The following is a 26129-nucleotide window of genomic DNA, read 5'->3' as shown; positions in this document are numbered from 1 at the left end:
TCAGGGCGTCCGCGGTTGCGTGGTGGCGGGCGCCGTCGCACCGACGGGCGGCGCCACCGGCGGGTTGGTGCGCAGGTAGTCGCGCACCAACGCATCCAGTGCGGCTTCGCCGCTGCCATCGCGCAGCTGCTGGCTGCGGATGCTGTCGTAGCGCGCGGCGGTCATGCGCTGGGCATCGACCTCGTTGCCGATGATGGTCGGACGCAGGAACACCATCAGGTTGGTCTTCTCGCGCTCGCGCGACTTGTGCCGGAACAGCACCCCCAGGCCGGGGATGTCGCCCAGCAGCGGCACCTTCTCCACCGTGCCGCGCTCGTTCTGGTCCAGCAGGCCGCCCAGCGCGACGATGGCGCCGTTGGCGGCCACCACGCGGGTCTCGATCTCGCGCTTGTTGAGGATCAGCTCGCTCGAGCCGCTGCTGACCGGGCCGGCGATGGCCGAGACCTCCTGCTTGATCTTCAAGGTGATGCCGCCGGCGCTGTTGATCTGTGGGGTGACCTGCAGCTGGATGCCCACGTCCTTGCGCTGGATGGTGCGGAAGGGGTTGTCGTTGGCGTTGCCCAGCACCTCGCCGGTGGTGATCGGCACTTCCTGGCCGACCAGGATGCTGGCCTCCTCGTTGTCCAGGGTCATGATCGACGGGGTGGAGAGCAGGTTGGAGCCGGTGTCGCTCTTGACCGCGTCGATGATCATGCCGAAGACGTGGTCGTCGGTCTGGCCGCCCAGGCCGATCAGGCTGCCGCTCAACCCCAGCAGCGACTGCGCGGCGGCATTGCGGGCCAGCTCCAGCGCCGAGTCGCCTTCCTCATCGTCGTCGTTGCGGTTGTTGCCGCGGCTGCCCGCCACCGCGCCGGCCAGCGCATTGATGCCCACCGGCGCGCCGGCGTACTGGGTGGCCAGCAGCGGCGCGTTGCCGTTGCGCCCGGCGGCGATCAGCTGCACGCCCAGGCGCTTGGCGGCGCTGTCGGAGATCTCCACCACGATGGCCTCCACCAGCACCTGCTCGCGATGCACGTCCAGCTGGCGGATCACATCCATCAGCACGCGCTGGGTGTCCGGGTCGGCGCTGATGACCAGCGCGTTGGAGCCGGGGTAGCGCACGATGGTCGGGCGCTTGCCGCCAGCGGGGGTGATGACCTGGGCATCGCGGGCGACATCGCCGCTGCCGCCCGCGCTTGCCACGGCGCTGCCGCCAGCCTGTGCGTTGTCCCCGGCCTGGCCAGCATCGCCGGACTGCCCCACCAGGCGCTGCAGCACCGGCAGCAGTTGTTCGGCACTGGCGTGCTGCAGGCGCACCACGCTGACATCGCCGCGGCGCTCGGCGCGCTGGTCCAGGTCGCGGGCCATCTTCGCCACCTGTTGTACCTGGCTGCCATCGCCACGGATCACCAGCGAGTTGCTGCTCTCCACCGGCAGGATCGACAGCAGCGCGTTGCGCTGCCCGCCGTTGGCGTAGATGCCGTTGAGCGTGTTGGCCAGCTCGCGCGCGGAGGTGTTGCGCAGGGTGACCGTGTCGATGCTGGCGCGATCCTGGTCGATCTGCGCCACCAGCCCGCGGATGCGGCGGATGTTGTCGGCGTAGTCGGCGATCAGCAGGCTGTTGCCCTGCGCGGTGGCAGTGATGACCCCGCCGCGGCCGACCAGCGGCTTGAGCGTCTCGGCCGCCACGCGCGCATCCACCCGCTGCATCGGCAGGATCTGCGTGGCAAAGCCCTGTGCCCCGCCTGCCGCGCCGGGCTGCTGCGCGCCGGTGTCGTCGGGGATCACCCGGTAGGTCGCCGGCCCGGCCGGCACGGCCATCAATCCGTTGGCGCGCAGCACGGCCAGCAGCGTGCCCAGCAGGTCGGCCTCGTCCATGGACTGGTCGCGGCTGATGTTGACCGTGCCCTGCACGCGCGGGTCGACGATGAAGGTGGTGCCGGTGGAACGCGCCACGTCCTCGATGAAGGCCTTGATGTCGGCGTTCTGCAGGCGCATGGCGTTCTGCTGCTGCGCCGGCACGGGCAGCGGGGCAGCGGACAGCAGCGCGCCGGCGAGCAGCACGCCCTTGAAGCGGTTCGCGATCATGGGGCCTTCAGGGTGAGGACGCGGCTCTGGCCGTCGCGTTGATAGGTGATGCGGGCTTGCCCGCCGTCGCGCAGCTGCGCCTGGACTTCCTGCAGATGCTCGGCATCCAGGGCCAGGCCGTTGACGCTGGTGAGCACATCGCCGGGCTGCAGTCCGGCCTGGCGCAGCAGGGCGTCGTCGCCGCGCGGCATGAGGGTGTAGCCATCGACCTTGCCGTCGCGCGTGTTGGCACGCAGCCCGGCCTGGTCCAACAGCTGAGCCGGCGAGACATCGGCGTTGGTCGGTGCTGCGGCGGGGACGTTGGCAGCCAGCTGCGGTGTGGATGCGAGCGCGGCTGGTGCGGCGGTGTTGGCCGATGCAGTGGTGTCGAGGTCCAGGCGCCGTTGGCTTGCGCCGCTGCTGATCATGACGTGATCGGCCTGGATCCGCTCCAGCCGCAGCCCCGGGGCGAGCGCATCGCCACGACGATACGCACGCTGCAGCTTGTCCGGCCCGGCGATGATGGCGCTGCCGCCGCCCACGCCGGTGCGCACGCCGTGCAGGGTGTAGCCCTCCAGGCTCGCGGCCGGAATCGTCGCCTCAGCGAACAGCAGCTCCCCGCGAAGACGCTGCGCGTGTTGCGCGGACCCCGCCGCAGCGGGCACGCCGATCGGGCCGATCGGCGCCAGCGCCAGCCACAGCAGGCGCGCCGCCTGCAGCGCCAACGCCAGCAGCAACGCCACCTCGGCCACGACACGCAGGCGCTCCTTGCTCGGCCAGGTCGGCAGCGGCAGGCGTGAAAGGCTGGGCACGTCGACTCCGCGTGATGGATCCGGTGGACGCGGGCAGGATGCGACAGAAATGTGACCGTACAGAGACACCTGCGGCCAGTTGTCACAATGTTCCCACGTAGGGTGGACAACGCGAAGCTTGTCCACCAAGACGCCCGCAGCGACCAAACGTGGGACGCCGACATGGCCCGCGTTGCCCCTCCCGCGGCGATGGTGGATGGGAAAGCGCCATCCACCCCACGTAGGGTGGACAACGCGAAGCGTGTCCACCAAGACGCCCGCCGCGGCCGAACGTGAGACGCCGACATGCGCGTGTTGCCCCTTCCGCGGCGATGGTGGATGGAAAAGCGCCATCCACCCCACGTAGGGTGGACAACGCGAAGCTTGTCCACCAAGAGGTCCGCGGCGCCCGAGCCTGCGACGGCGACATGCCCCCGACGTCCCTTCCGCGGCGATGGTGGATGGAAAAGCGCCATCCACCCTACGGCGCTGTCTTGGGCAATCGGAAGACCCAAAAAAAGTCCGGCCCCGAAGGACCGGACTGGGCGTGCCGCAAGCGCCTGCCGCCGCGCGGATCAGAAGCGCGCGGTGAGGCTCATGTCGTAGGTGACGCCCGGCTCGTAGCGGTACAGATAGGCCTTCTGGCCACCGCGCTCCTGGAACTCCTGGTACTTGGTGTCCAGCAGGTTGCGCGCGGAGAAGGACCACTGCATCTCGGTGCCGGAGATGTTGAAGCCCTTGTTGATCACCAGGTCCAGCGTGGTGCCCGGGTGGTCGATGTAGTCCGGCTGGCCGGGGCGGCCGCGGGCCGAGATGCGGTCGCCCACGAAGTTGGCCACCAGCGTGGCCTGGGACTTGGTGGCCTGGCTCTCGATGCCGAACTGCAGGTTGGCGATGTGGTCGGACTGGCCCTGCAGGCGGCTGCCGTCGCGCACGAACAGCGTGGCATCCACCGGGTCGGCAAAGCCGTACGGGTGCACGGTGTCGCCCGCCGAGGCGCTGACCTCGGAGCTGGTGTAGGTGTAGTTGCCCGACACGAACAGGCGGTTGTCGCCCCACCATCTGGCCTGGACCGGCAGGTCGAAGTATTTCTTGGCCTCGATCTCCGCGCCGTAGAGCGTGGCCTCCGGCGCATTGATGTAGGTCTGGATGATGCCGCCGCCCGGCGCATCGTTCACCAGCGCCTCGATCGGCCGATCGATCTGCTTGTAGAAGGCGCCGGCGGCGAAGTACTCGCCTTCGCCGAAGAACCATTCCAAGCGCGTGTCGAAGTTCACCAGCTCGCTGTCCACCAGGAACGGGTTGCCGAAGAACTGGCGGTCGATATCCGGGTCCTGGTACTGCTGCGGCGCCATTTCGCGGAACTGCGGGCGGGCGATGGTCTTGGACGCGCCGAAGCGGATCTGGCGGTTGTCGTCGAAGTTCCAGGTGACGGTCAGCGCCGGCAGCAGGTAGTCGTTGCGCAGCGGCGCGGGCGAGGGCTCGCGCGCGCCCGTGAAAATGTCATACGGGTGCACGGCCTGGGTGGCGTCCTCGTAACGCAGGCCCAGGGTGGCGCGCAGGGCCGGCACGATCTCCCCTTCGGCCTGGACGTAGGCCGCCTTGGTCTTGAGCGTGGCGTCGTAGGCGGCCGCGCCGAATGCACCGGTGGTCTCGCGCAGGCGCAGCAGGTCGTTGCTGAGGTTGTAGTCCGAGAACAGGTAGTCCACGCGCTGGAACTGGTTGTAGAACGGCAGCGGGCTATCCAGCGCCAGCAGGCGGAACTCGCGGCTCCAGGCGCTGCGGTCGTTGTCCGAATAGGCCAGGCCGGCCTTCAGCGTCAGCTCGCGGTCGATCGGCAGGCGCCAGGTGACATCCACGCCACCGCTGGCGATCTGGTCTTCCACGCCGCTGAAGCGCGTGTAGTTCTGCACGCGCGAGGCGTCATGGGCCCAGTAGCCCTCGACGTTCTCGTAGCGAATGCCGGTCTGGTAGGGCACGTCGCGGCTGGCGCGCGCCACCGAGCCACGCCAGTCGATCTTCAGGTCCTGGTACTCGCCGAAGCTGTGCGAGCCGCGCAGCTGGTTGTCCACCAGCTGGCGCTCGTACCACTCGGTGAAATCGTCGCGCACGTCCATGCCGGCCAGCTCGTCGCGGCCGCTGCGGCTGCGGGTTTCCTTGAGCGTGTCCTGCACGTACAGCGTGGTCCAGCCGATCTTGTGGTTGCCGTATTCCCAGCCCAGGCCCAGCATGCCGTTGCTGCGCACCTGGTTGCGGGTGGCCAGGAAGTCGTAATCGGAGTTGTAGGACACCGTGTCGCCAGTGAAGATCGCATCCTGCTGCTCGCCAAAGCGCGTGCGCCACTGGTTGTCGAACTTGGCCACGGCCACCACGCCCAGGCGCGCCTGGCCGATGTCCATGCCATAGCCCGCGCTGGCGCCGGCCTTGAAGTCCGGGTTGATGCTGTCGTTTTCCTGCAGCAGGTACAGGTTCGCATCGTTCATGCTGCGTCCGATGCGGCGGATGTCTTCCCGCGAGAAGTTGCCCAGGTCCACGCGCTGGCCGGTGGCCATGGCGTCCTTGAGCGCGACCGGGATCTTGCGGGTGCCATCGTCCATGCCCCACTTGTCGTCTTCCGAGCCGTAGTAGGTCAGGCCCTTCTCGCCGGTGGTCTTGCTGTTGCCGCCACCGCCGAGGGTGAGGTTGAGGAAGGGCTCGTCCGGGATGTCCAGCGACTTCAGGTCGATCACGCCGCCGCCGAACTCGCCGGGATAATCTGCCGAGTAGGTCTTCTGCACCGTGACCTGCTGCAGCACCTCGCTGGGGAACAGGTCCAGCGGCACCACGCGCTGCATCGGCTCCGGGCTGGGCAGCGGCGAGCCATTGAACAAGGCGGAGGAATAGCGCTCGCCCAGGCCGCGCACGTACACGTACTTGCCGCGCATCAGGCTCAGGCCGGTGACCCGGGTCAGCGCCGCGGCCGCGTCGCTGTCGCCGGTGCGCTGGATATCCTCGCGCGTGATGAAGGAGGCCACTTCCGAGGTCTGCGCCATCGGGGCCGGGATGAATTCACCGCGCACGGTGATCTGGTCGAGCTGGGTGGGCTGATCGACGGCCGGGCCGGCATCAGCGGTGTTCTGTGCCAGTGCTGCGCTGGGCGCAAGCAGGGCGGAGATGGCCAGGAACAGGCCGGTGTGGAGCGTGGGAGCGTGGGAAGCGTTGCGCATGGGGGGTGACCAGAGTCCGCTGAAGCTGTGGGTGGTAGGACACGACAACGCCGGGGCGAAGGATCCGCCCCGGCGCCGGGTGCCGCATCAGCAGGGGCGATCGGCCTGCAGGCCGCAGGTCCAGCCCTGCCACCAGGTGTCGTTGGCGTTGCGCACGCCGCCGATGTAGTCGACCTGGTCGAAGAACGAGTACGTGGCCTTCAGGTTGCCGTAGGCCGGGCGCGCGGCTTCGTTGGCACCGTTGATGAAGACGTTGGTCAGCGTCGAGGTGCCGTTGGAGAGGTTGTTGGTGCCGGCGTTGAACAGGTTCTGCGCCGTGGTGTTGCCGAACGCGGTCGGGCAGGCGAAGAAGACCGAGTGGAACGTGGCGGTGGTCGCGGCGTTGGCCGTATCCATGTTGAAGCACACCAGGCCATCGCCGGTGCCGCCGGCCGGGCGGGTGAACACGCTGTTGTAGAACGAGGCGTTGGTGCCCTGGTTGAGGAAGATCATCGCGCCACGCAGGGCGTTGCCCACGTAGGTGATGTTGGCCACCTTCGGCATCGATGCCGGGGTGCGGTTCAGCGCGCTCCACTCGTTGGTGCGGTCGCCGCCACCGGCGCGCTGGATCACGATGCCGTACTGGATGCCGCCGCTCCAGCCCGCGTCGGTGTCGAAGGAGTCGTCGTCCGCGCCGGTGATGACCATGTGCTTGGCATTGACCGTGCCGCCGAACCACTCGATGCCGTCATCGGAGCTGTTGTGCGTCTGCACGTACTCGATGCGGGTGCCGTTGCCGACGCCGCCGAAGGTGATGGCCTGCAGTTCGTTGTTGGGCGAGATGGTGAAGCCGGAGTACTTCACCTGCGCATAGGTCAGCGAGCCGCTGTTGTCGGCCGGCGCGTTGCCGCCGTAGAAGCCCTCGGTGCCTTCCACCAGCGCCTGGCATTCCGGCGTGCCGGAGACCGCGGTGCCCTGGCAGTTGTTGATCGGCGCGCGGCCCAGCATCACGATGCCGCCCCACAGGCCCATGGCATTGGTCTTGTCGGCGATGGTGCCTTCCACGTCCTGGCGGGCGGTGAAGATGATCGGGCTGGTCGCCGTGCCGTTGGCGTACAGCTGCGAACCACGGTTGACCACCAGGTAGTCGTTGCCCGAGGAGGCGTAGACGGTCACGCCCGGCTCGATGGTCAGGATGCCCTGCTGGGAACCGCTGACCGGTGCGTTGATGTTGCCGCCGGCATCGGTGCCGACGTTGACGCGGCCGCTGATGGAGTAGACCGTGCCGCTGCGCTTGGGCAGCACCAGGTTGCCGGTCACCAGGCTGGGCAGCTGGCACGCACGCAGGGTGCCATTGGCCACGGTGCCCACGTTGGCCGTGCCGGTCGGGCAGTCGGCCGCCGGGGTGCCCGGCGACGGGCTCGGCGTGGGGGTCGGGGTCGGCGTGGGCGTCGGGGTGGGGGTCGGCGCCGGCGGGAACGCGCCTTCGCCCGGCGAGGCGACGCGGTCTGCGCCACCGCCGCAGGCCGACAGCGCCAGGGCGGCGCCGAACGTCATCAGCAGGGTCTTGGTGTTGTTGCGAACGGACATGCTCAAGGTCTCCAGGGTGGTTCCGGTTCGATGGCTGGACGAGGGCTGCCCGCTCGGAGTGAACGAGAGCTAAAAATCCCCTGCGGCTTTATAGGGGCGCTGTATGACGCCTTCGCGACAGATGGCGCTGGCTGTCACACGGCGCCGGCATCCTGTCGTCTCCCTGCCCGCAAACCGTCACAATCCAACGATGAGCCGACCCGACCTGACCCCCGAGTTGACCCAATGGCTGATCGAACAAGCCAGCGCCGGCCGTGCGCCGCAGGAAGTCCTGGAGGCCATGCAGGCCCAGGGCTGGGACGAGCAGGCCGCGATCGATGCGATCGAAACGGTGGTGCGTGAGCACGTCGAGCGCCGCGCCGCCGAGCAGGGCCTGCCGCCTGCGCACCCGGTGCCATCGCCGGTCGGCTTCAACGACGTGTCGGCGATCGCCGTGGACGGCCACCAGGTACAGGTGCTGATGAACCTGCTGCTGCCACGCGTGACCCTGTTCGGCGGCCTGCTGAGCGATGCCGAATGCGATGGCCTGTGCGAGCTGGCCGGCAAGCGCCTGGCGCGCTCGACCACGGTCGACCCCGCCACCGGGGCCAACTCCGTCCACGCCGCGCGCACCAGCGACAGCATGTTCTTCACCCGTGGCGAGAACGCCCTGTGCGCCGCCATCGAGGCGCGCATCGCACGGCTGCTGGACTGGCCGGTCGACCGCGGCGAGGGCCTGCAGGTGCTGCGCTATGGCGTGGGCGCCGAGTACCGGCCGCACTACGATTATTTCGACCCCGAGGCGCCAGGGACGGAAGTCGTGGTCCAGCGCGGCGGGCAGCGGGTGGCCTCGCTGGTCATGTACCTCAACACCCCCGAGCGCGGCGGCTCCACCGCGTTCCCCGATGCGCACATGGAAGTGGCCGCGGTCAAAGGCAATGCGGTGTTCTTCAGCTACGACCGCCCGCACCCGGTGACACGCTCGCTGCACGCAGGCTCGCCCGTGGTCGCGGGCGAGAAGTGGATCGCCACCAAGTGGCTGCGGCAGTCGACTTATTGATTAGCCAGCGCGCCGCCGCCGCGCAGGTGAATTGGCCGCGCGCGGCGGTTATCCGAACGGAACCCGAACACAGCATTACATTGCCGACATAAACGCCCCAGCGCGCTTGTTATCGGCATGGGCCTCTGGCAATTTCCTGGCATGCCCGTCTCCCTCGCCAGCAAGTGGCTGTTCTCTGTGGCGATCCTCTTTCTCCTGGGGATCATGCCGCTGAGCGCGCGTGCGGGCGTGCAGATCGGCGCCAATGACGGCGCCGCGGACGACGCGCGCTGGGTCCTGGCGATGCTGGCCGAGAAGGAAACCGATCCGGAAGGCGATCTCGAAGACCCCCAGGATCCGCCGACGCCTTACGATTTCGCCGGCTTCGACGACCATGCCACGCTCTGGTACATGGGCGCACTGCACACCGGCCTGGCGCTGCACGCGTACGACAGCCGGCGTGAGCCGCAACGCGCGTCGCTGACGCCGACACCTGGCCACAGGCCTCCCATCGCCTGACCTCCCGCGTCACGCGGCGAAGCCGATCGCTTCGCCCCTCGCACGCGCATTCATCGCTTCTTGCCCACTGTCCCGCACGGGTCAGCGCGGCCGTCCATTGCCAATTTTCTTTTACTACCTACCTGAGGTCCATCCATGGAACGTCTTGTCGAGGGTTACGATCACTTCCGTAACAACGTCTATCCCGAGCACGAAGCCCGCTTTCAGGAGCTGTCGTCCGGCCAGAGCCCGCACACGCTGTTCATCACCTGCGCCGACTCGCGTGTGATGCCGGAGCTGATCTTCTCGGCCCAGCCGGGCGAGCTGTTCGTCTATCGCAACATCGGCAACATCGTGCCGCCGTTCTCCCAGCAGGGCGGCGTGGTGGCGGCCATCGAGTACGCCGTGGCGGTGCTTGGCGTAAAGAACATCGTCATCTGCGGCCACTCCGATTGCGGCGCGATGAAGGCCGTACTCAACCCGTCCTCGCTCAGCGCCGTGCCGACCGTGGCCAAGTGGCTGGGTCACGCCGAGACCGCGCGCCATGTCGCCGCCGAGCACGCCCACGAGCACCCGCACGGCGAGCTGGCTTGCCTGACCGAAGAGAACGTGGTCTCGCAGCTGGACCACCTGCGCACGCAGCCGGTGGTCGCTGCCCGTCTTGCCACGGGTAGCCTGCGCATCCACGGCTGGATCTACGACATCGGCCATGGCGAAATCCGCGCCTTCGATGCTGCGACCGGCAAGTTCGCGCCCCTGCTGTCCGACAACGGCCGCACGCCTGAAGCCACTCCGCCGGCGCGTCTGTCGCTGGTGAAGGGCGAGAAGGCCGCGGCTTAAGGAGCCCCCCATGTCGACCTCCACCGCTTCCTCCACCGCCACCAGCGGCTACTTCGCCCAGGGCTTCTTCGGGCGCGACCTGCTGGCCTCGGTCGTGGTGTTCCTTGTCGCGCTGCCGCTGTGCATGGGCATCGCGATCGCGTCGGGCATGCCCCCGGCAGCCGGTCTCATCACCGGCATCGTAGGCGGTCTGGTGGTCGGCTTCATCGCCGGTTCGCCGCTGCAGGTCAGTGGACCTGCAGCGGGCCTGGCCGTGCTGGTGTTCGAGCTCGTCCGCGAGCATGGCGCCGCCGCCCTGGGGCCAGTCATCCTGATGGCCGGTCTGATCCAGCTCATCGCCGGCCTGTGCCGGGTCGGTGTCTGGTTCCGCATGACCTCGCCGGCCGTGGTGGCCGGCATGCTGTCGGGCATCGGCATCCTGATCGTGGCCTCGCAGTCGCACGTGCTCATGGATGCGGCGCCCAAGGCACGAGGCCTTGAAAACTTCGCCGCGCTGCCGGCGGTGCTGTGGGAGGCCGTCACCGGCGGCGCCGGCAGCACCGCGCTGATGGTCGGCCTTGGCACCATCGCGATCATGCTGGGCTGGGAAAAACTCCGCCCGGCCAAGCTGAAGTTCGTGCCCGGCGCGCTGCTGGCGGTGGTGATCATCACTGCGGTGGTGCAGCTGCAGAACCTGCCGGTGAACCGGGTCGACGTGCCGGCCAACCTGTTCTCGGCCGTGTCCATCCCCAGCGTCGGCGAGATCCTGGGCGTATTCGATGCGACCCTGCTGCTGGCGGCGATCACCTTCGCCTTCATCGCCAGCGCCGAAACGCTGCTGTCGGCCGCGGCGGTGGATCGCATGCACGATGGTCCGCGCACCCGTTTCGACCGCGAGCTGACCGCGCAGGGCGTGGGCAACATGATCTGCGGCTTCCTCGGCGCCCTGCCAATGACCGGCGTGATCGTGCGTAGCGCGGCCAACGTGCAGGCCAACGCCGCCACCCGCATGTCCACCATCATGCACGGCGGCTGGCTGCTGGTGTTCGCCATGCTGCTGCCGTGGCTGATGCGCATGACCCCGGTGGCCTGCCTGGCCGGCATCCTGGTCTTCACTGGCGTGAAGATGATCAAGCTGGGGCAGGTCAAGGACCTGGCGGCCTACGGCAAGGGCACTGCGTTCGTGTACCTGGCGACCACCTTCGCCATCGTCGCCACCGACCTGCTGACCGGTGTGATCATCGGCTTTGCGCTGTCGCTGTTCCGCCTGTCGCTGCAGTCCTCCAAGCTGAAGATCGGCGTCAAGGACGGCGACAACGACGGCAAGGTCACCATGTCGCTGGAGGGCTCGGCTACCTTCCTGCGTGTGCCGGAAATGGCGCGCACGCTGGAGCGCCTGCCGCCGGGCACCAAGCTGCACCTGGACGTGGAACGCCTGCAGCATGTCGATCACGCCTACATCGAGCTCTTGCGCGATTTCCACCGCAACGCCGGCGCGCGCGGCAGCGAGATGATCGTGGACTGGAAGGAACTCGGCCGGCGCGTGGAAGGGCCGGCCCAGCATCAACCTGCCTGACGCACCCGTAACTCCGCATTCGACTTGAGCCAGTTGGTAGTGCCGGAAAGCGATGGATCGCTTTCCGGTTTTTTTTTGCTCGTCGCAAACGAAGAGCAGCAGCGTGCGCGTCGCTTTCTAACGTTCGGAGGGCAGCGGTCCGCAAGCCGGTAGCCGCTCGTCCCTCGGTCAGGGCATCTTGCCCTGCCTCAATGCGCTCGGAGTCCTGCCTCGCTTGCCGCAGCGACCGGCCGCCGGGCCGCTGCTGCACGCGTGATGTTTTAGGCTTCGGACAGAAGAACTCCAGACCCATCAGGTTGCGGGCCTGGTCCTGAGCCGGGTATGGCGGAAAGCGGGCCAGGATGGCCCGCGGCGGCAAGTCAGCCATGGAGGGCTGACCGAGCCGAGGAGCCATGCCCGGCTCAGGTCCAGGCTGTTTGGCGAAGTCAGGGAACCAAGGCGGTCATGCCGAAGGCGAGTCACATTTCGCAAACACGCACCCGCTCAGCAGACAGTCTTGTCCTTGAAGCGGCAGATGTCGCGGATCACGCACTGCGGGCAGTCCGGCTTGCGCGCCTTGCACACATAGCGCCCATGCAGGATCAGCCAGTGATGGGCATCCTGCAGGTAATGGGCGGGCACGGCCTTGACCAGCAGGTCCTCCACCGCGCGCACATCCTTGCCAGGCGCCAGGCCGGTGCGGTTGGCGACCCGGAAGATGTGCGTGTCCACCGCCATGGTGGGTTCGCCGAAAGCGGTGTTGAGCACCACGTTGGCGGTCTTCCTGCCGACGCCGGGCAGGGCTTCCAGCGCCACCCGGTCGCGCGGCACGTCTCCGCCGTACTGTTCCACCAGGATGCGGCAGGTGGCGATCACGTTCTTGGCCTTGGCGTTGAACAGGCCGATGGTGCTGATGTAGGACTTCAGGCCCGCTTCGCCCAGCTCCAGGATGGCCTTGGGGGTGTTGGCGACCGGGTAAAGCCGGCGCGTGGCCTTGTTGACGCCGACATCGGTGGCCTGCGCCGACAGGATCACCGCGATCAACAGCTCGAACGGCGTCTGGTACTCCAGTTCCGTCTTCGGGTGTGGGTTGAGCTCGGCCAGGCGCGAGAACAGGTCTTCGATCTGCGCCCGGGTCAGGCGACTGCGTTGGGTCTTGCTCACGTGGCGCGTCCGGCGGCCCTGGCCTTGGCGCGCGCCAGCACGGCGGCCACGGCCGGCGGCAGGGCAGGGGGGTTGGGACTGGTCGACCGTGCCGGGTCGGTGCGCTGCAGGCGCGCGCGGGCACGGGCCTCGGCGCGCTGCTGCAGGCGGGCCTGGCGGGCGCGATAGCGCTGCCGTGCGTCCCAGGCGGTTTGCAGCTGCCGCTGCGCGGCGGCGATGCGCGCCAGCCATCCGGCTGGGCACTGCGTGCAGTGCGCGCCGACGAACTGCATCAGCCCGGCGTCGATGGCCGCATCCAGCGCGTCGCGCTCCAGCAGGGCAAACAGGTGTTCGGCCTGCGCGCAGTCGTGTCGCGATTGCTGCATGGCCGCGGTCACTGGCCCTTGAACTGGGGCTTGCGCTTGTCCAGGAATGCCTGGGTGCCCTCGCGCATGTCCTCGGTAGAGAACACCAGGCCGAACTGCGCCGTCTCCAGCTGCAGGCCCTGGTCCATCGCGCATTCGCCGCCGTGGACGATCGCATCGAGGATGCCGCGCAGGGCCAGCGGCGCGGCCGCCGCCAATTGCTGCGCCAGGGCCAGCGTCTGCGATTCCAACTGATCGGCCGGCACCACGCGATTGACCAGGCCCAACTGGAACGCGCGTTGCGCGTCGATGGGCGTACCCAGCAGGCACAGCTCCAGCGCCGCAGCGCGCCCGCTCAGCCGCAACAGGCGCTGGGTGCCGCCGAAGCCGGGAATCAGGCCGAGGTTGATCTCCGGCTGCCCCAGCTTGGCGGTGTCCGAGGCGAGGCGAAGATGGCAGGCCAGCGCCAGTTCCATCCCGCCGCCGAGCGCGAAGCCGTTGATCATGGCGATCACCGGCTTGGGATGCGTCTCGATGGCGCGCATCAGGCGCTGGCCGCGCAACGAGAACTCCCGTGCCTGCACCGGCGTCAGCTTGGACATCTCGGCGATATCCGCGCCGGCCACGAAGGCCTTCAGGCCGGCACCGGTCAGGACGATGACGCGGACCTCGGCGTTGTCGGCGGCGTCATTAAACGCGGCGTGCAGGGCCTGCAAGGTCTGCGCGTTGAGCGCATTAAGCTTGTCCGGGCGATTGACGGTGATGCGCAGCACCGCATCCTGCAGGTGGGTGAGCACGACGCTGTCGGTCATGGCAGGACCTTCGGAAAGTAAAGAAAAAGTAAAGTGGAACTTCTCGACGGATGGGCTGTCCCAACGCCGTCGCCTCACTGGCCGTTAAGTCAGCGGAGCGCTATGCTAACCCGTCCTGCTAGGGCGGTTTTACCGCCCTTTCCCATCTTGGAGGTTTGTCGAAACATGAAGTTGCGTTTGCTTTCAGCCAGCGTGCTGGCCATGACTCTGGCAGCAGGCACCGCCGCCGCGCAGACCGCTCCCGCTTCCGCCCCGCGCGCTGCGCAGGGCCCGACGCCGGCCCCCGACCGCAATGCCCTGAGCTACGCGCTCGGCTACGACCTGGGCCGCAACCTGATCGAAAGCGGCGAGTCCGTCGATCTGGCGACCGTCCAGAAGGCCTTGCAGGAAGGCTATGCGAAGAAGGACCCCACCGTTCCGGTCGAGCAGCTGCGCACCGCCGTGGAGACCATGCAGAAGCGTCAGATGGAAAAGGCCAAGGCCCAGTTTGACAAGGCTTCGGCCGAGAACAAGGCCAAGTCCGATGCCTTCGTCGCGCAGAACAAGGCCAAGGCGGGCGTGAAGACCCTGCCGAGCGGCGTGCAGTACCGCATCGTCGAGACCGGCACCGGCGCCAAGCCGGCGCAGGCCAGCGAAGTGACCCTGCAGTACAAGGGCTCGCTGACCGACGGCCGCACCTTCGTGAACACCTTCGAAGGCCAGAACGGTCAGCCGGCCCCGGCGCCGATGGCGATCAAGCTCAGCGAGATCCCGCTGGTGGGCCTGCGCGAAGCGCTGACCCAGATGCCGGCCGGCTCGCGCTGGGAAGTGGTCATTCCGGCGGACAAGGCCTACGGCAACACGCCGCAGTCGCCGATCGGCCCGAACCAGGCGGTCGTGTTCGACGTCAAGCTGGTCAGCGTCAAGTAAGTCCCCTTCCGCGCAGCGATGCGCGCCAGGTGGTTCGAAGATGCGCCGGCCTTGAGCCGGCGCATCTTTTTTTGGCTTCCTGTTTGTATCGAGTTCCAGACATGTCTTCGCTCGTGTCCACCCCCGCAGCTGCGCTCTCGCCCTGCATCGGCATCTGCAAGCTGGGGCGCGACGGCCTGTGCGTGGGCTGTCTGCGCACGGGCGAGGAGATCGCCAGCTGGGCGCAGCTGGACAATGCGCAGCGGCTGCGCATCATGCAGGAGGACCTGCCCGCGCGATGGCCGCCGATGCGTGACGACCTGCATACCCTCCTGCCGGAACTGGCGGCGCTGCGCAGGGCGCTGCACCCGCTCGACGGGCTGCCGCCGGGGAAGGGCTGGAACGTGGCCGAGCTGGCCGATCTGCTTCCACCGGGCGAGCCGGTCGACGCGGCGGTCCTGGCCGGCCTCGTGCCGCGCCAAGCGGGCACGACGGTGCTGCTGACACGACGCAACGACGGCCTGCGCAATCACGCCGGCCAGGTGAGCTTCCCGGGTGGCCGTGTCGATCCCGGCGATGCCGATGTCATTGCCGCGGCGATCCGCGAGACCGGCGAAGAAATCGCCATCCCGCCGCGCCAGCTACAGCCGCTCGGCTATCTGGATCCGTTCGTGACCGTCAGCGGTTTTCGCGTGGTGCCGGTGGTGGCGGTGATCGACCCGGGCTACGAAGCGTTTCCCAACCCCGGGGAAGTGGCCGAAGTCTTCGAAGTGCCGCTGGACTATCTGATGGACCACCAGACGCTGCGCCACGTGACCTACGACTGGAAGGGGCGGCCGCGCACGGTGCTGGAGTACGACTGGCCCGGCCAGCGCATCTGGGGCGCGACCGCGTCCATCCTCTACAACCTGCGCCAACGCCTGGAGGCGACCGCATGAGCTGGACCACGCTGGTCGATGCCACGACCCTGCAGGCCAACCTGCAAGACCCGCAGCTGCGCTTGCTGGATGCGCGCTTCGTGCTGAGCGATCCCGCCGCCGGTGCGCAGGCCCACGCGCAGTCGCACCTGCCCAATGCGCCGCATGCCGACCTCAATGGCGATCTGGCCGATCTGTCCGTGGCGGGGCAGGGGCGGCATCCGCTGCCCGATGCGGCGCGGTTCGCCGCCAGACTGGGGGCCTGGGGCATCGGCCCGGCGCATCAGGTCGTGGTCTACGACGCCGGCGATGGCAGCATGGCCGCCGCGCGCCTGTGGTGGATGCTCAAGCTGCTGGGCCACCAGCGCGTGGCGGTGCTGGACGGGGGGCTGGCGGCCTGGCGCTCAGCTGCCGGCGCGCTGACCGCCGAGCCGGCCCAGGTCCAGGCCCTGCCGCCTTATCCGGCCAGCTTCGATGCCACTGGCATCGTCGATGCGGCCCAGGTGCACGCGCGTTTGGGGGAGGCCCCAGGCTGGCTGATCGATGCACGCGCGCCGGAGCGCTACGCCGGGCAGGCCGAACCCGTGGACCCGGTGGCAGGGCACGTGCCGGGCGCGATGAACCATCCGTTCGCGCTGGATCTGCGAGACGGGGCCTTCAAGCCCGCGCCGGAGCTGCGCGCGCTGCTGCAGCCGCTGCTGGGCGCGCGCGACCCGTCCGAGCTGGTGCTGATGTGCGGCTCGGGGGTGACGGCCTGCCATCTGCTGCTGGCCTTCGAGCATGCCGGCCTGCAGGGCCCGCGCGTCTATGCCGGTTCGTGGAGCGGCTGGATCAGCGATCCGGCGCGGCCGGTGGCCGTCAGCGCTTCCTGACCCGGGCGACCATGGCCTGCAGCGCCTGCTGGGTTTCCTCGGCGGTCCAGGCCTGCACGAAGCGCTCCAGCTCGATCAGCTCCGGTTGCACGGCCTGGATCAACGTGGCGCGCGCGATCTGGCGTGTCCTCAGCATCGCCGCGGCCGGGCGGGCGAGCAGGGCCTGCAGCCATTCCACGCTCTGCGGCACCACCTCCACGAGCTCCACCAGCGCATCGACCAGGCCGATGCGATGCGCATGTTCGGCGCTGACCAGTTCACCCCGCATCAGCAGCCAGGCGGCGCGGTGCTCGCCCACGGCGCGACGCAGCAGGCGCTGGATGCCTTCCGGGGCGACCAGGCCCACCTGGGTCTCATTGAGGCCGATGGTGAAGGGCTTGCTGGCCTCGGGGCTGGCGGCCATCACCCGGTAGTCGCAGCACAGCGCCAGCACGCAGCCACCGGCCGGCGCGTGCCCGGTCAGCGCCGCCACCACCGGCATCGGCGCGTCGGCCAGGGCACGCACGAGGCGGAAGAACGCCTCCCAGGCGTCCAGCACCGCCGCCTGGTCGCGGCCCAGCGACAGCAGCCAGGGCACGTCCATGCCGCCGGAGAAGATGCCTGGAGCCCCGGACAACACCACGCCGCGGGCGCCATCGGTTGCGGCCTGGGCCAGCGCATCGACCAGCGCCTGGCAGAGCGCGGCATCGAGTGCATTGACCGGTGCGCGCGCCATGCGCAGCTCGCGCACCCCATGGGTGTGGTCGTGGAGTTCGATCAATGACATGCGGCCCCTCCGCGGCAAGACGATCGCATCGTAAGAAACGGCAATGGGCCCTTCCGCGCGCGGCGCCGGCCCATGCCATGCCCGTCAGCGGCAGGCTTCGCGCACCGCGTCCGGAATCGGCGCGCTCTTGCCGCTGGCGGTGTCGATCCACACCACCACGACGTTACCGTCCGAATACAGCACGCTTTCGTCGCTGACGTCAGTGATGCGGTGGCCGATGGTGACGCTGGAGTTGCCCAGGCGCTCGACGAACAGCTCCACCATGATCTCGCCCGGCCAGGTGATGGAGCGGCGATAGTTGACGTTGGTGTTGGCCACCACCGGCGACACGCCGCTGCCCAGGCGCTGATCGCCGGTGACGCCGTGCATCCAGCGCACGCGCGCCTCTTCCAGGTAGGAAATGTACTTGGCGTTGTTGACGTGCCCGTAGGCGTCCATGTCGCGCCAGCGCAGGCTGATCGGGATCCGCGCCAGGACCGGGTGGCTGGCATCGGCGGCAGTGTTCTGGCTCATGGTCAGGCCTTCTTCTTCGTGGTTTTCTTCGCCGCCTTCTTGGCGGCGTTCTTGGCCGCCATGCGCGGCGGCAGGACATCGGGCTTGGCCACCGCGGCCGGCTTGGTACCGGTGCTGGCCTTGGACTTGGGCAGCATCGGCGCCAGGAAACGGCCGGTGTAGGAAGTCGGATGCGCGGCCACGTCCTCCGGGGTGCCGGTGACCAGGATGGTGCCGCCGCGGTTGCCGCCTTCCGGGCCCAGGTCCACCACCCAGTCGGCGGTCTTGATGACGTCCAGGTTGTGCTCGATCACCACCACGGTGTTGCCGTCGTCGCGCAGCTTGTGCAGCACCGCCAGCAGGTGCTCGATGTCGTGGAAGTGCAGGCCGGTGGTGGGTTCGTCCAGGATGTACAGCGTGCGCCCGGTGTCGCGGCGCGAGAGTTCCTTGGACAGCTTCACGCGCTGGGCTTCACCGCCGGACAGGGTGGTGGCGCTCTGGCCAAGCTTGACGTAGCTCAGGCCGACGTCCATCAGCGTTTCCAGCTTGCGCGCGATCGAGGGCACCGGCTCGAACAGCTTCAGCGCATCCTCGATCGTCATCTCCAGCACGTCGTTGATATTGAAGCCCTTGTAGAGGATCTCCAGGGTCTCGCGGTTGTAGCGCTTGCCATGGCAGACGTCGCAAGGGACGTACACGTCGGGCAGGAAGTGCATCTCCACCTTGATCAGGCCATCGCCCTGGCAGGCCTCGCAGCGTCCGCCGCGCACGTTGAAGCTGAAGCGCCCGGGCGAATAGCCGCGCGCGCGCGCCTCGGGGACCTGCGCGAACAGCTCGCGCAGGGGGGTGAACAGACCGGTGTAGGTGGCCGGGTTGGAGCGCGGCGTGCGGCCGATCGGCGACTGGTCGATGTCCACGACCTTGTCGAACAGGTCCAGGCCGGTGACTTCGTCGTGCGGGGCCACCGGGTGCGAGGCGCCGTTGATCTCGTTGGCGGCCAGCGAGAACAGCGTGTCGTTGATCAGCGTGGACTTGCCCGAGCCGGACACGCCGGTGACGCAGGTCAGCAGGCCGGCGGCGATCTCCAGGTCCACGCCCTTGAGGTTGTTGCCGCGCGCGCCCTTGAGCTTGAGCGTCATCTTCGGGTTGGCCTTGTGGCGCAGCTTGGGCACCTCGATCTGGCGCTTGCCCGACAGATACTGGCCGGTCAGCGAGCGCGGCGCCTTCAGCAAGTCCTCCAGCGTGCCTTCGCCGACGATCTCGCCGCCATGCACACCGGCGCCAGGGCCGATGTCGAGCACGTAGTCGGCCGAACGGATCGCGTCCTCGTCGTGCTCGACCACGATCACCGTATTGCCCAGGTCGCGCAGGCGGGTCAGGGTGCCGAGCAGGCGCTCGTTGTCGCGCTGGTGCAGGCCGATGGACGGCTCGTCCAGCACGTACATCACGCCCACCAGGCCGGCGCCGATCTGGCTGGCCAGGCGGATGCGCTGGGCCTCGCCGCCGGACAAGGTGTCGGCCTTGCGCTCCAGGGTGAGGTAGTCCAGGCCGACATCGACCAGGAAGCCGAGCCGCTCGGCGATCTCCTTGATGATCTTGGCGGCGATCTCGCCGCGCCAGCCGGCCAGCTTCATCTCGCGGAAGAAGGCCAGCGCCTGGTCCACCGGCAACACCACCAGCTCCGGCAGCGGACGGTCGGCGACGAAGACATTGCGGGCCGAACGGTTCAGGCGGGTGCCGCCGCATTCGGGGCAGGGCTGTTCGCTGATGAACTTGCTCAGCTCCTCGCGCACGGCGGGCGATTCGGTCTCGCGGTAGCGACGCTCCAGGTTGGGCACGATGCCCTCGAAGCGATGCTTGCGCTGGCTGCGGCCGCCGGCCTCGGTGAGGTAGGTGAAGCTGATGACCTCATCGCCGCTGCCGTACAGCACGGCCTTCTGCACCTTGTCCGGCAGCAGCATCCACGGCGCGTCCACGTCGAAGCGATAGTGCTTGGCCAGCGAGGCGATCAGCTGGAAGTAGTAGGCGTTGCGGCGGTCCCAGCCGCGCACCGCGCCGGCGGCCAGCGACAGCTCCGGATGCACCACCACGCGCGCCGGATCGAAGAACTGGGCGTTGCCCAGGCCATCGCACTTGGGGCAGGCGCCGACCGGCGAGTTGAACGAGAACAGACGCGGCTCCAGCTCGGGCAGCGAGTAGTCGCACACCGGGCAGGAGTACTTGGAGGAGAACAGCTGCGGCGGCGCCTCGGCCTGGTCCAGCGACATCACCGTGGCCATGCCGTCGCCCAGCTTCAGCGCGGTCTCGAAGCTCTCGGACAGGCGCTGCTTGATGTCCTCGCGCGGCTTGAAGCGGTCGATCACCGCCTCGATGGTGTGCTTGACCCGCAGCGCCAGCGGCGGCACGGCGTCGATCTCGTACAGCTCGCCGTCCACGCGCACGCGCACGAAGCCCTGCGCGCGCAGCTGGTCGAACACCTGGGCATGCTCGCCCTTGCGCTCGCGGATGACCGGCGCCAGCAGCATGTAGCGCTGCTCCGGGTCCAGGGTCAGCACCTGGTCGACCATCTGGCTGACGGTCTGCGCCTCCAGGGGGTAGCCGTGGTCCGGGCAGCGCGGGGTGCCCACGCGGGCGTACAGCAGGCGCAGGTAGTCGTAGATCTCGGTGATCGTGCCCACGGTGGAGCGCGGGTTGTGCGAGGTCGACTTCTGCTCGATGGAGATGGCCGGCGACAGGCCCTCGATGTGGTCCACATCCGGCTTTTCCATCACGCTGAGGAACTGGCGCGCATAGGCCGAGAGCGACTCGACATAGCGGCGCTGGCCCTCGGCGTAGATGGTGTCGAAGGCCAGCGAGGACTTGCCGGAACCGGACAGGCCGGTGATCACGATCAGCTTGTCGCGCGGCAGGTCGAGATTGATGTTCTTGAGGTTGTGCGTCCGCGCGCCGCGGATGCGGATGAAATCCATCGCCATGGGGACCTGCGTGCTCGTCGTTGGGGGTGGCCGCGGCGGTGACGGGCAGCCAATCACCCAGCCTAGCGAGTCACCTGTATGGGGGCAATTACGACGGAGGGAACCCCGCCAGGCGCGCCCGGCGGGGCCGATTCAGCCGGTCCAGGGGGTGACTTGACCGTAAGTCACTGAACTCCCTATAATTCCGCTTCTGTCTGCCCCTCGATGGGTCGATGGACCAAAAATAACTACAGAATCAGAGGTTCAACATGTACGCAGTTCTGGTCACTGGCGGTAAGCAGTACCGCGTGATGAAAGGCGAGACCATCCGCGTCGAGAAGCTCGACGCCGAGGCTGGCAACGAGATCACCTTCGACAACGTCCTCATGCTGGGCGACGGCGATGGCGTGAAGCTGGGCGATGCCCTCAAGGGTGCGAGCGTCACCGCGACGATCAAGTCGCATGGCCGTGCCGACAAGGTGCGCATCATCAAGTTCCGCCGCCGCAAGCACCACATGAAGCGTCAGGGTCATCGTCAGCACTACACCGAAATCGAGATCACCGGCATCGCGTCCGGCGACAACAAGTAAGGAGAACGAGTCATGGCACACAAAAAAGGCGTAGGTTCCTCGCGCAACGGCCGCGATTCCAACCCGAAGATGCTGGGCGTGAAGATCTATGGTGGCCAGGCGATCGACGCCGGCAACATCATCGTCCGCCAGCGCGGCACGCAGTTCCACCCGGGTCCGGGCGTCGGCCTGGGCCGCGACCACACGCTGTTCGCGCTGGTCGATGGCAAGGTCGAGTTCTCGACCAAGGGCCCGCAGAAGCGTCGCACCGTCAGCGTGGTGACCGAGGCCTGAGGCTTCGGCGGCACCAGTGTTCGACTGGAGAGCCCCGCTTCGGCGGGGTTTTTCGTTGGTGGCCGGGATGTGGGGATTCGGGATGTCGGGATTGGGGATTGGGGATTCGCAAAAGCGGGTTCCGGTGCTCCCTCGACGCCTCGCCTCCGCGCCTTACCAGAGCCCTAAACAGCATTGTCCGTTAGTTTTTTCCCGATCCCCAATCCCCAATCCCCAATCCCGAATCCCATGAAGTTGGTAGACGAAGCAGAAATCCAGGTCACTGCCGGTAACGGCGGCAATGGCTGCGTCGGCTTCCGGCGCGAGAAGTTCATCCCGCTGGGCGGGCCGGATGGCGGCGATGGCGGCAGCGGCGGCAGCGTGTGGCTGGTGGCCGACGAGAACCTCAACACCCTGGTCGATTTCCGCCATGAGCGCAGCTTCAAGGCCCAGCGCGGCGAGAACGGCATGGGCCGGCAGATGTACGGCAAGGCGGGCGAGGACAAGGTCGTGCGCGTGCCGGTCGGCACCGTGGTGATGAACGTGGAGACCGATGAGGTCATCGGCGACATGACCCGCCACGGCGAGCGCCTGCTGGTGGCCAAGGGCGGCAAGGGCGGGCTGGGCAACATGCACTTCAAGAGCTCGGTGAACCGCTCCCCGCGCCAGGCCACGCCGGGCGAGGAGGGCGAGGCGCGGCTGCTGAAGCTGGAGCTGAAGCTGCTGGCCGACGTCGGCCTGCTGGGCTTCCCCAATGCCGGCAAGAGCACGCTGATCCGCGCCGTGTCGGCGGCCACCCCGAAAGTGGCCGATTACCCCTTCACCACGCTGTATCCGAACCTGGGCGTGGTCAGCGTGGAGGCGCATCGCAGCTTCGTGATCGCCGACGTGCCGGGCCTGATCGAGGGTGCAGCGGAAGGGGCGGGACTGGGCACGCAGTTCCTGCGCCACCTGCAGCGCACGCGCCTGCTGCTGCACCTGGTGGACATGGCCCCGGTGGCCGAGGAGTTCGCCGAGTCGGGGGTGACCGTGTCGCCGGCCGAGCAGGTCCGCGCGCTGGAGCGCGAGCTGGAAAAGCACGACCCGGAACTGATGGGCAAACCGCGGTGGCTGGTGCTCAACAAGGCCGACCTGATGTTCGAGGACGAGGCGGCCGAACGCGCCAGGGCGGTGGTCGCCGAACTGGGCTGGACCGGCCCGTGGTACATGACCTCGGCGATCTCGCGCGAGGGCACTTTTCCGATCATGAAGGACATCATGGCGTTCTTCGACCGCCAGCGTGAGGAAGCGGCCGAAGCGGCCGATCACGCAGGCTGAGCGCGCGCCGGTGGCGTGCCTCCCCGAAGCATTCGCCTTGCCAACCGCCGGGGCCCTGGCCCCTGCGGGGCTTTGGCGTGCCTGGCCGTATGCCGTGGCGGGCGCGGGGCGGGCAGTGCGCGCCACCGCTGGCGCCAGGGCAACAAAAAACCCGGCTTGCGCCGGGTTTCCTGTTGCCCTCTTCGCCGTCAATGCCGCATCAAGCGGCCTTGAGGGCCTTGATGCGGGCGGTGAGGCGGCTCTTGTGACGGGCGGCCTTGTTCTTGTGGATCAGGCCACGGGCGCTGAAGCGATCCAGGATCGGCTGCGCGGTAGCGAAGGCGGCCTCGGCGCCAGCGGCGTCGTTGGCGTCCAGGGCTTTGATGACTTTCTTGACGGCGGTGCGCAGCATGGAGCGCTGGGCGACGTTGCGCGCGTTGCGCACGACGGTCTGCTTGGCGCGCTTCTTGGCGGACTTGATATTGGCCACGGTGTGATCCTGAAGATTCTGGGGTTGACGGCGGGCGAAAATGGAACGGGAAATTATGAGGTGTTCAATGACTTGCGTCAACCGCGAGCGATGGGGTAGGGCGTGAGCAAGCCGAAAATGCTCAAGGGGCTACTGTCCTTCAGCAGCATGACCATGGTCTCGCGGGTGCTGGGACTGGTGCGCGACCAGTCCATCACCTACAGCTTCGGGGCCAATGCGGTCACCGACGCGTTCTGGGTGGCCTTCCGCATCCCGAACTTCCTGCGCCGGCTGTTCGCCGAGGGCTCGTTCGCCACTGCCTTCGTGCCCGTGTTCACCGAGGTCAAGGAAACCCGCCCGCATCCGGAGCTGCGCGAGCTGATGTCGCGGGTGTCCGGGACCCTGGGCGGCTTTTTGCTGCTGGTGACGGCGCTGGGGCTGATCTTCACCCCGCAGGTGGCGCTGCTGTTCAACCCCGGCTCGGCTGATGACCCGGCCAAGTTCGGCACCATCGTCCAGCTGCTGCGGCTGACCTTCCCCTTCCTGCTGTTCGTCTCCCTGACCGCGCTGGCGGGCGGGGCGCTCAATAGTTTCCATCGATTCGCGATCCCCGCGGTCACCCCGGTAATCCTCAACCTGTGCATGATCGCCGGCGCGCTGTGGCTGGCGCCGCTGATGGGGATGTCGATCCTCGCGCTGGGCTGGGCGGTGCTGGCCGCCGGCGCACTGCAGTTGCTGTTCCAGCTGCCGGCGCTGCGCGGGATCGACCTGCTGACCCTGCCGCGCTGGGGCTGGTCGCATCCGGATGTGCGCAAGGTGCTGCGGCTGATGGTGCCGACGCTGTTCGGCTCGTCGGTGGCGCAGATCAACCTGCTGCTGGATACAGTGATCGCCTCGTTCCTGTTCGCCGGCTCGCAGAGCTGGCTCTCGCAGGCGGATCGCTTCCTGGAGCTGCCCCTGGGCGTCTTCGGCGTGGCCCTGGGCACGGTGATCCTGCCGGCGCTGTCGCGCCACCACGTCAAGACCGACACGGCCGGGTTTTCCGCGGCGCTGGACTGGGGCCTGCGCATGACCTTGATGATCGCCCTGCCGGCCATGATCGGCCTGATGCTGCTGAGCCTGCCGCTGGTGGCCACGCTGTTCCAGTACGGCAAGTTCACCGCCTTCGACTCGAGGATGGCGGCCATGTCTGTGTTCGGGCTGAGTTTCGGCCTGCCGGCCTTCGCCCTGCTCAAGGTGGTGCTGCCGGCGTTCTATGCGCGCCAGGACACGCGTACGCCGGTGCGCGCGGGCATCGTGGCCCTGGTGGCGAACATGGCCTTGAACCTGTTGTTCCTGGCGGTGCTGTACCAGCTGATGGTGCCGCCGCCGGTGCGCGCGCTCGGGCTGTTCGAGGCCCTGGCCAGGACCCCGGGCCTGCACCTGGCGCTGGGCCTGGCCAGTGCGCTGGCCAGCTACATCAACCTGGGGCTGCTGTGGATGTGGCTGCGCCGCTCGGGCGTCTACCAGCGCAAGCCGGGCTGGAGCAGGTTCCTGCTGCGCCTGGCGCTGGCTTGCCTGGCGATGGCGGCGGTGGTCTGGGGCGGGCTGCAGTGGGTGGGCGATTTCACGGCGCTGCCCAAGTGGCCGCGCATCGGCAGCCTGCTGGGGCTGGTGGCGGCCGGCGGCCTGACCTATGCGCTGGCGCAGCTGGCGCTGGGCTTTCGCCCGCGGGACCTGCGCGAACATTGAGCGCCGATGCGCGCTAGCAGGTCACAGGGGCTTGCCTGGGCGCGCGGCGGCTATACTTCATGGGTTTCCCCATGATCAGGCATCAGTTCCGCCAGGGCCGCCAGGTCTGGCGGCCAATAAGCACATGAGCAGGCTGTTCCGTGACGTCGATGGCGGGGTGCTGACCCCGCACGGTAGCGTGGTCTGCATCGGCGCCTTCGACGGTCTGCACCTGGGCCATCGCGCGTTGATGCGGCACGCGCATGCGCGTGCCCGGGCGCTGGGGCTGCCGCTGGTGGCGCTGACCTTCGAGCCGCTGCCGCGCGAATTCTTCCTGCCCGATGCGCCGCCGCCGCGCCTGTCGCTGCCGCGGGCGCGGATCCAGGCGCTGCAGGAAGAGGGGGCCGACCTGATCGGCCTGCTGCGCTTCAACGCGCGCATGACCGCCATGCCGGCCGAGGACTTCGTGCGCCGCCTGCTGGTGCAGCGGCTGCAGGCGCGCGAGGTCTGGATCGGGCCGGAGTTTCGCTTCGGCCACAGGCGTGGCGGCGACCTGCCGTTGCTGCAGGCCATGGGCGCCGAGCTGGGCTTCACCGCCGGGCAGATCGAGCCGGTGCATTGCGACGACGGTGAGCGCGTGTCCAGCACCCGCATCCGCGCCGCCTTGCGCGCGGGCGATTTCGCCCATGCCCAGCGCCTGCTGGGGCGTCCCTACGAGATCGGTGGGCGCGTGGTGCGCGGAAGGCAGCTGGGCCGCACCCTGGGCTATCCCACGGCCAACCTGCGCTTTCACAAGACGCCGGCACTGTCGGGCATCTATGCCACCTGGGTCCATGGCCTGACCGAACGGCCGTGGCCGTCGGTGTCCAGCTTCGGCACCCGGCCGACGGTGGATGGCGTGGAGCCGCTGCTGGAGGCGCACCTGTTCGACTTCGAGGGCGACCTGTACGGGCGCCACCTGCGCGTGGAATTCGTGGCCAAGCTGCGCGACGAGGAGAAGTTCGACGGGCTGGAATCGTTGACCGCGGCCATGCACCGCGACGCGGCGCTGGCGCGGCAACTGCTTTCCACCGAGCGCGCGCGGGCCACGGCCTGAGCGCA

23 protein-coding genes are annotated in these 26129 nt (G+C 68.3%); 12 read left to right on the top strand and 11 right to left on the bottom strand.

The window, feature by feature from the left end:
- The 4 genes from gspD to EPA99_RS00510 form a co-directional block, all read right to left on the bottom strand.
- Positions 1–2067 carry a type II secretion system secretin GspD gene (gene gspD, locus EPA99_RS00525; protein ID WP_129469245.1) on the bottom strand — a complete coding sequence of 689 codons (2067 nt, stop codon included), beginning with the start codon at positions 2065–2067 and terminating at the stop codon, positions 1–3.
- The gene (locus tag EPA99_RS00520) at positions 2064–2858 is read right to left on the bottom strand and encodes a type II secretion system protein N (protein ID WP_241688207.1); all 795 of its coding nucleotides are present in this window, start codon (positions 2856–2858) and stop codon (positions 2064–2066) included. The genes gspD and EPA99_RS00520 overlap by 4 nt, the downstream gene beginning before the upstream one ends.
- A gap of 554 nt (positions 2859–3412) precedes the next feature.
- On the bottom strand, positions 3413–6043 hold the full coding sequence (locus EPA99_RS00515) for a TonB-dependent receptor domain-containing protein (RefSeq protein WP_129469243.1): 2631 nt from the start codon (positions 6041–6043) through the stop codon (positions 3413–3415).
- Positions 6044–6130: 87 nt separating this feature from the next.
- Entirely contained in the window at positions 6131–7612 is a 1482-nt protein-coding gene (locus EPA99_RS00510; protein ID WP_129469242.1) for a hypothetical protein, read from the bottom strand.
- Between the two features lie 190 nt (positions 7613–7802).
- On the opposite strand from EPA99_RS00510, the gene EPA99_RS00505 reads away from it, so the two are divergent.
- The 4 genes from EPA99_RS00505 (at position 7803) to EPA99_RS00490 (ending at position 11523) form a co-directional block, all read left to right on the top strand.
- Entirely contained in the window at positions 7803–8651 is an 849-nt protein-coding gene (locus EPA99_RS00505) for a 2OG-Fe(II) oxygenase (protein ID WP_129469241.1), read from the top strand.
- A 117-nt stretch (positions 8652–8768) separates the two neighbouring features.
- A complete protein-coding gene (locus EPA99_RS00500; RefSeq protein ID WP_129469240.1) occupies positions 8769–9149 on the top strand; it encodes a hypothetical protein in 381 nt (126 codons plus the stop codon).
- Between the two features lie 135 nt (positions 9150–9284).
- A complete protein-coding gene (locus tag EPA99_RS00495; RefSeq protein ID WP_129469239.1) occupies positions 9285–9968 on the top strand; it encodes a carbonic anhydrase in 684 nt (227 codons plus the stop codon).
- 10 nt (positions 9969–9978) lie between these two features.
- Positions 9979–11523 (top strand): SulP family inorganic anion transporter, encoded by a 1545-nt coding sequence (locus tag EPA99_RS00490; RefSeq protein WP_129469238.1) that lies wholly within the window; start codon positions 9979–9981, stop codon positions 11521–11523.
- Between the two features lie 483 nt (positions 11524–12006).
- Here the strand turns inward: EPA99_RS00490 and nth are convergent, their stop codons facing one another.
- Genes nth through EPA99_RS00475 form a run of 3 tightly spaced genes read right to left on the bottom strand, consistent with a single transcriptional unit; the run spans position 12007 to position 13822 of the window.
- Entirely contained in the window at positions 12007–12666 is a 660-nt protein-coding gene (gene nth, locus EPA99_RS00485) for an endonuclease III (RefSeq protein ID WP_129469237.1), read from the bottom strand.
- Complete coding sequence (locus EPA99_RS00480; RefSeq protein WP_129469236.1) at positions 12663–13031, bottom strand: hypothetical protein; 369 nt, start codon at positions 13029–13031, stop codon at positions 12663–12665. The genes nth and EPA99_RS00480 overlap by 4 nt, the downstream gene beginning before the upstream one ends.
- Positions 13032–13039: 8 nt before the next feature.
- On the bottom strand, positions 13040–13822 hold the full coding sequence (locus EPA99_RS00475; RefSeq protein ID WP_129469235.1) for an enoyl-CoA hydratase/isomerase family protein: 783 nt from the start codon (positions 13820–13822) through the stop codon (positions 13040–13042).
- A gap of 201 nt (positions 13823–14023) precedes the next feature.
- On the opposite strand from EPA99_RS00475, the gene EPA99_RS00470 reads away from it, so the two are divergent.
- From EPA99_RS00470 to EPA99_RS00460, 3 genes are all read left to right on the top strand, one after another.
- Positions 14024–14731: an FKBP-type peptidyl-prolyl cis-trans isomerase N-terminal domain-containing protein gene (locus EPA99_RS00470; RefSeq protein WP_241688206.1), complete on the top strand. Its 708-nt coding sequence runs from the start codon at positions 14024–14026 to the stop codon at positions 14729–14731.
- A gap of 101 nt (positions 14732–14832) precedes the next feature.
- Complete coding sequence (locus EPA99_RS00465) at positions 14833–15648, top strand: CoA pyrophosphatase (protein ID WP_129469233.1); 816 nt, start codon at positions 14833–14835, stop codon at positions 15646–15648.
- Positions 15645–16499, top strand: coding sequence for a sulfurtransferase (locus EPA99_RS00460; protein WP_129469232.1), 855 nt, complete (start codon positions 15645–15647; stop codon positions 16497–16499). Before EPA99_RS00465 ends, EPA99_RS00460 begins: the two co-directional genes overlap by 4 nt.
- On the opposite strand, the gene EPA99_RS00455 is transcribed toward EPA99_RS00460, so the two are convergent.
- The 3 genes from EPA99_RS00455 to uvrA all read right to left on the bottom strand — a co-directional run bounded on the left by EPA99_RS00455 (position 16486) and on the right by uvrA (position 20732).
- Positions 16486–17265, bottom strand: a complete 780-nt coding sequence (locus EPA99_RS00455) for an enoyl-CoA hydratase/isomerase family protein (protein ID WP_129469231.1) — start codon at positions 17263–17265, stop codon at positions 16486–16488. The genes EPA99_RS00460 and EPA99_RS00455 overlap by 14 nt on opposite strands.
- An 84-nt stretch (positions 17266–17349) precedes the next feature.
- The gene (locus EPA99_RS00450) at positions 17350–17778 is read right to left on the bottom strand and encodes an acyl-CoA thioesterase (RefSeq protein WP_129469230.1); all 429 of its coding nucleotides are present in this window, start codon (positions 17776–17778) and stop codon (positions 17350–17352) included.
- 2 nt (positions 17779–17780) lie between these two features.
- Positions 17781–20732: an excinuclease ABC subunit UvrA gene (gene uvrA / locus EPA99_RS00445; protein WP_129469229.1), complete on the bottom strand. Its 2952-nt coding sequence runs from the start codon at positions 20730–20732 to the stop codon at positions 17781–17783.
- Positions 20733–20980: 248 nt separating this feature from the next.
- On the opposite strand from uvrA, the gene rplU reads away from it, so the two are divergent.
- From rplU to obgE, 3 genes are all read left to right on the top strand, one after another.
- Positions 20981–21301 carry a 50S ribosomal protein L21 gene (gene rplU, locus EPA99_RS00440; RefSeq protein WP_129469228.1) on the top strand — a complete coding sequence of 107 codons (321 nt, stop codon included), beginning with the start codon at positions 20981–20983 and terminating at the stop codon, positions 21299–21301.
- Positions 21302–21313: 12 nt separating this feature from the next.
- Positions 21314–21574 (top strand): 50S ribosomal protein L27, encoded by a 261-nt coding sequence (gene rpmA, locus EPA99_RS00435; RefSeq protein WP_129469227.1) that lies wholly within the window; start codon positions 21314–21316, stop codon positions 21572–21574.
- A gap of 228 nt (positions 21575–21802) precedes the next feature.
- On the top strand, positions 21803–22870 hold the full coding sequence (obgE, locus tag EPA99_RS00430; protein WP_129469226.1) for a GTPase ObgE: 1068 nt from the start codon (positions 21803–21805) through the stop codon (positions 22868–22870).
- Between the two features lie 199 nt (positions 22871–23069).
- Here obgE and rpsT read toward each other — a convergent pair whose 3' ends face one another.
- On the bottom strand, positions 23070–23339 hold the full coding sequence (gene rpsT, locus EPA99_RS00425; RefSeq protein ID WP_129469225.1) for a 30S ribosomal protein S20: 270 nt from the start codon (positions 23337–23339) through the stop codon (positions 23070–23072).
- Between the two features lie 117 nt (positions 23340–23456).
- On the opposite strand from rpsT, the gene murJ reads away from it, so the two are divergent.
- Together murJ and EPA99_RS00415 are read left to right on the top strand one after the other, a co-directional pair.
- Positions 23457–25049 carry a murein biosynthesis integral membrane protein MurJ gene (murJ, locus tag EPA99_RS00420; RefSeq protein WP_129469736.1) on the top strand — a complete coding sequence of 531 codons (1593 nt, stop codon included), beginning with the start codon at positions 23457–23459 and terminating at the stop codon, positions 25047–25049.
- 124 nt (positions 25050–25173) lie between these two features.
- On the top strand, positions 25174–26124 hold the full coding sequence (locus EPA99_RS00415) for a bifunctional riboflavin kinase/FAD synthetase (protein ID WP_129469224.1): 951 nt from the start codon (positions 25174–25176) through the stop codon (positions 26122–26124).
- Positions 26125–26129: the final 5 nt, after the last annotated feature.

The sequence above is a fragment of the Pseudoxanthomonas composti genome (assembly GCF_004122095.1).
GTDB classification, from domain to species: Bacteria; Pseudomonadota; Gammaproteobacteria; order Xanthomonadales; family Xanthomonadaceae; genus Pseudoxanthomonas_A; species Pseudoxanthomonas_A composti.
Note: the sequence above shows the minus strand (reverse complement) of the source record. Positions and strands in the feature narration are given on the sequence as shown.

Coding starts and splice junctions, on each gene's coding strand:
- EPA99_RS00515 (WP_129469243.1), bottom strand. CDS start 6,043: ATGCGCAACGCTTCCCACGCTCCCACGCTCCACACCGGCCTGTTCCTG.
- EPA99_RS00495 (WP_129469239.1), top strand. CDS start 9,285: ATGGAACGTCTTGTCGAGGGTTACGATCACTTCCGTAACAACGTCTAT.
- EPA99_RS00480 (WP_129469236.1), bottom strand. CDS start 13,031: ATGCAGCAATCGCGACACGACTGCGCGCAGGCCGAACACCTGTTTGCC.
- murJ (WP_129469736.1), top strand. CDS start 23,457: ATGCTCAAGGGGCTACTGTCCTTCAGCAGCATGACCATGGTCTCGCGG.
- EPA99_RS00505 (WP_129469241.1), top strand. CDS start 7,803: ATGAGCCGACCCGACCTGACCCCCGAGTTGACCCAATGGCTGATCGAA.
- EPA99_RS00500 (WP_129469240.1), top strand. CDS start 8,769: ATGGGCCTCTGGCAATTTCCTGGCATGCCCGTCTCCCTCGCCAGCAAG.
- gspD (WP_129469245.1), bottom strand. CDS start 2,067: ATGATCGCGAACCGCTTCAAGGGCGTGCTGCTCGCCGGCGCGCTGCTG.
- EPA99_RS00490 (WP_129469238.1), top strand. CDS start 9,979: ATGTCGACCTCCACCGCTTCCTCCACCGCCACCAGCGGCTACTTCGCC.
- EPA99_RS00510 (WP_129469242.1), bottom strand. CDS start 7,612: ATGTCCGTTCGCAACAACACCAAGACCCTGCTGATGACGTTCGGCGCC.
- EPA99_RS00455 (WP_129469231.1), bottom strand. CDS start 17,265: ATGTCATTGATCGAACTCCACGACCACACCCATGGGGTGCGCGAGCTG.
- EPA99_RS00475 (WP_129469235.1), bottom strand. CDS start 13,822: ATGACCGACAGCGTCGTGCTCACCCACCTGCAGGATGCGGTGCTGCGC.
- EPA99_RS00465 (WP_129469233.1), top strand. CDS start 14,833: ATGTCTTCGCTCGTGTCCACCCCCGCAGCTGCGCTCTCGCCCTGCATC.
- obgE (WP_129469226.1), top strand. CDS start 21,803: ATGAAGTTGGTAGACGAAGCAGAAATCCAGGTCACTGCCGGTAACGGC.
- uvrA (WP_129469229.1), bottom strand. CDS start 20,732: ATGGCGATGGATTTCATCCGCATCCGCGGCGCGCGGACGCACAACCTC.
- EPA99_RS00460 (WP_129469232.1), top strand. CDS start 15,645: ATGAGCTGGACCACGCTGGTCGATGCCACGACCCTGCAGGCCAACCTG.
- rplU (WP_129469228.1), top strand. CDS start 20,981: ATGTACGCAGTTCTGGTCACTGGCGGTAAGCAGTACCGCGTGATGAAA.
- rpmA (WP_129469227.1), top strand. CDS start 21,314: ATGGCACACAAAAAAGGCGTAGGTTCCTCGCGCAACGGCCGCGATTCC.
- EPA99_RS00415 (WP_129469224.1), top strand. CDS start 25,174: ATGAGCAGGCTGTTCCGTGACGTCGATGGCGGGGTGCTGACCCCGCAC.
- EPA99_RS00470 (WP_241688206.1), top strand. CDS start 14,024: ATGACTCTGGCAGCAGGCACCGCCGCCGCGCAGACCGCTCCCGCTTCC.
- EPA99_RS00450 (WP_129469230.1), bottom strand. CDS start 17,778: ATGAGCCAGAACACTGCCGCCGATGCCAGCCACCCGGTCCTGGCGCGG.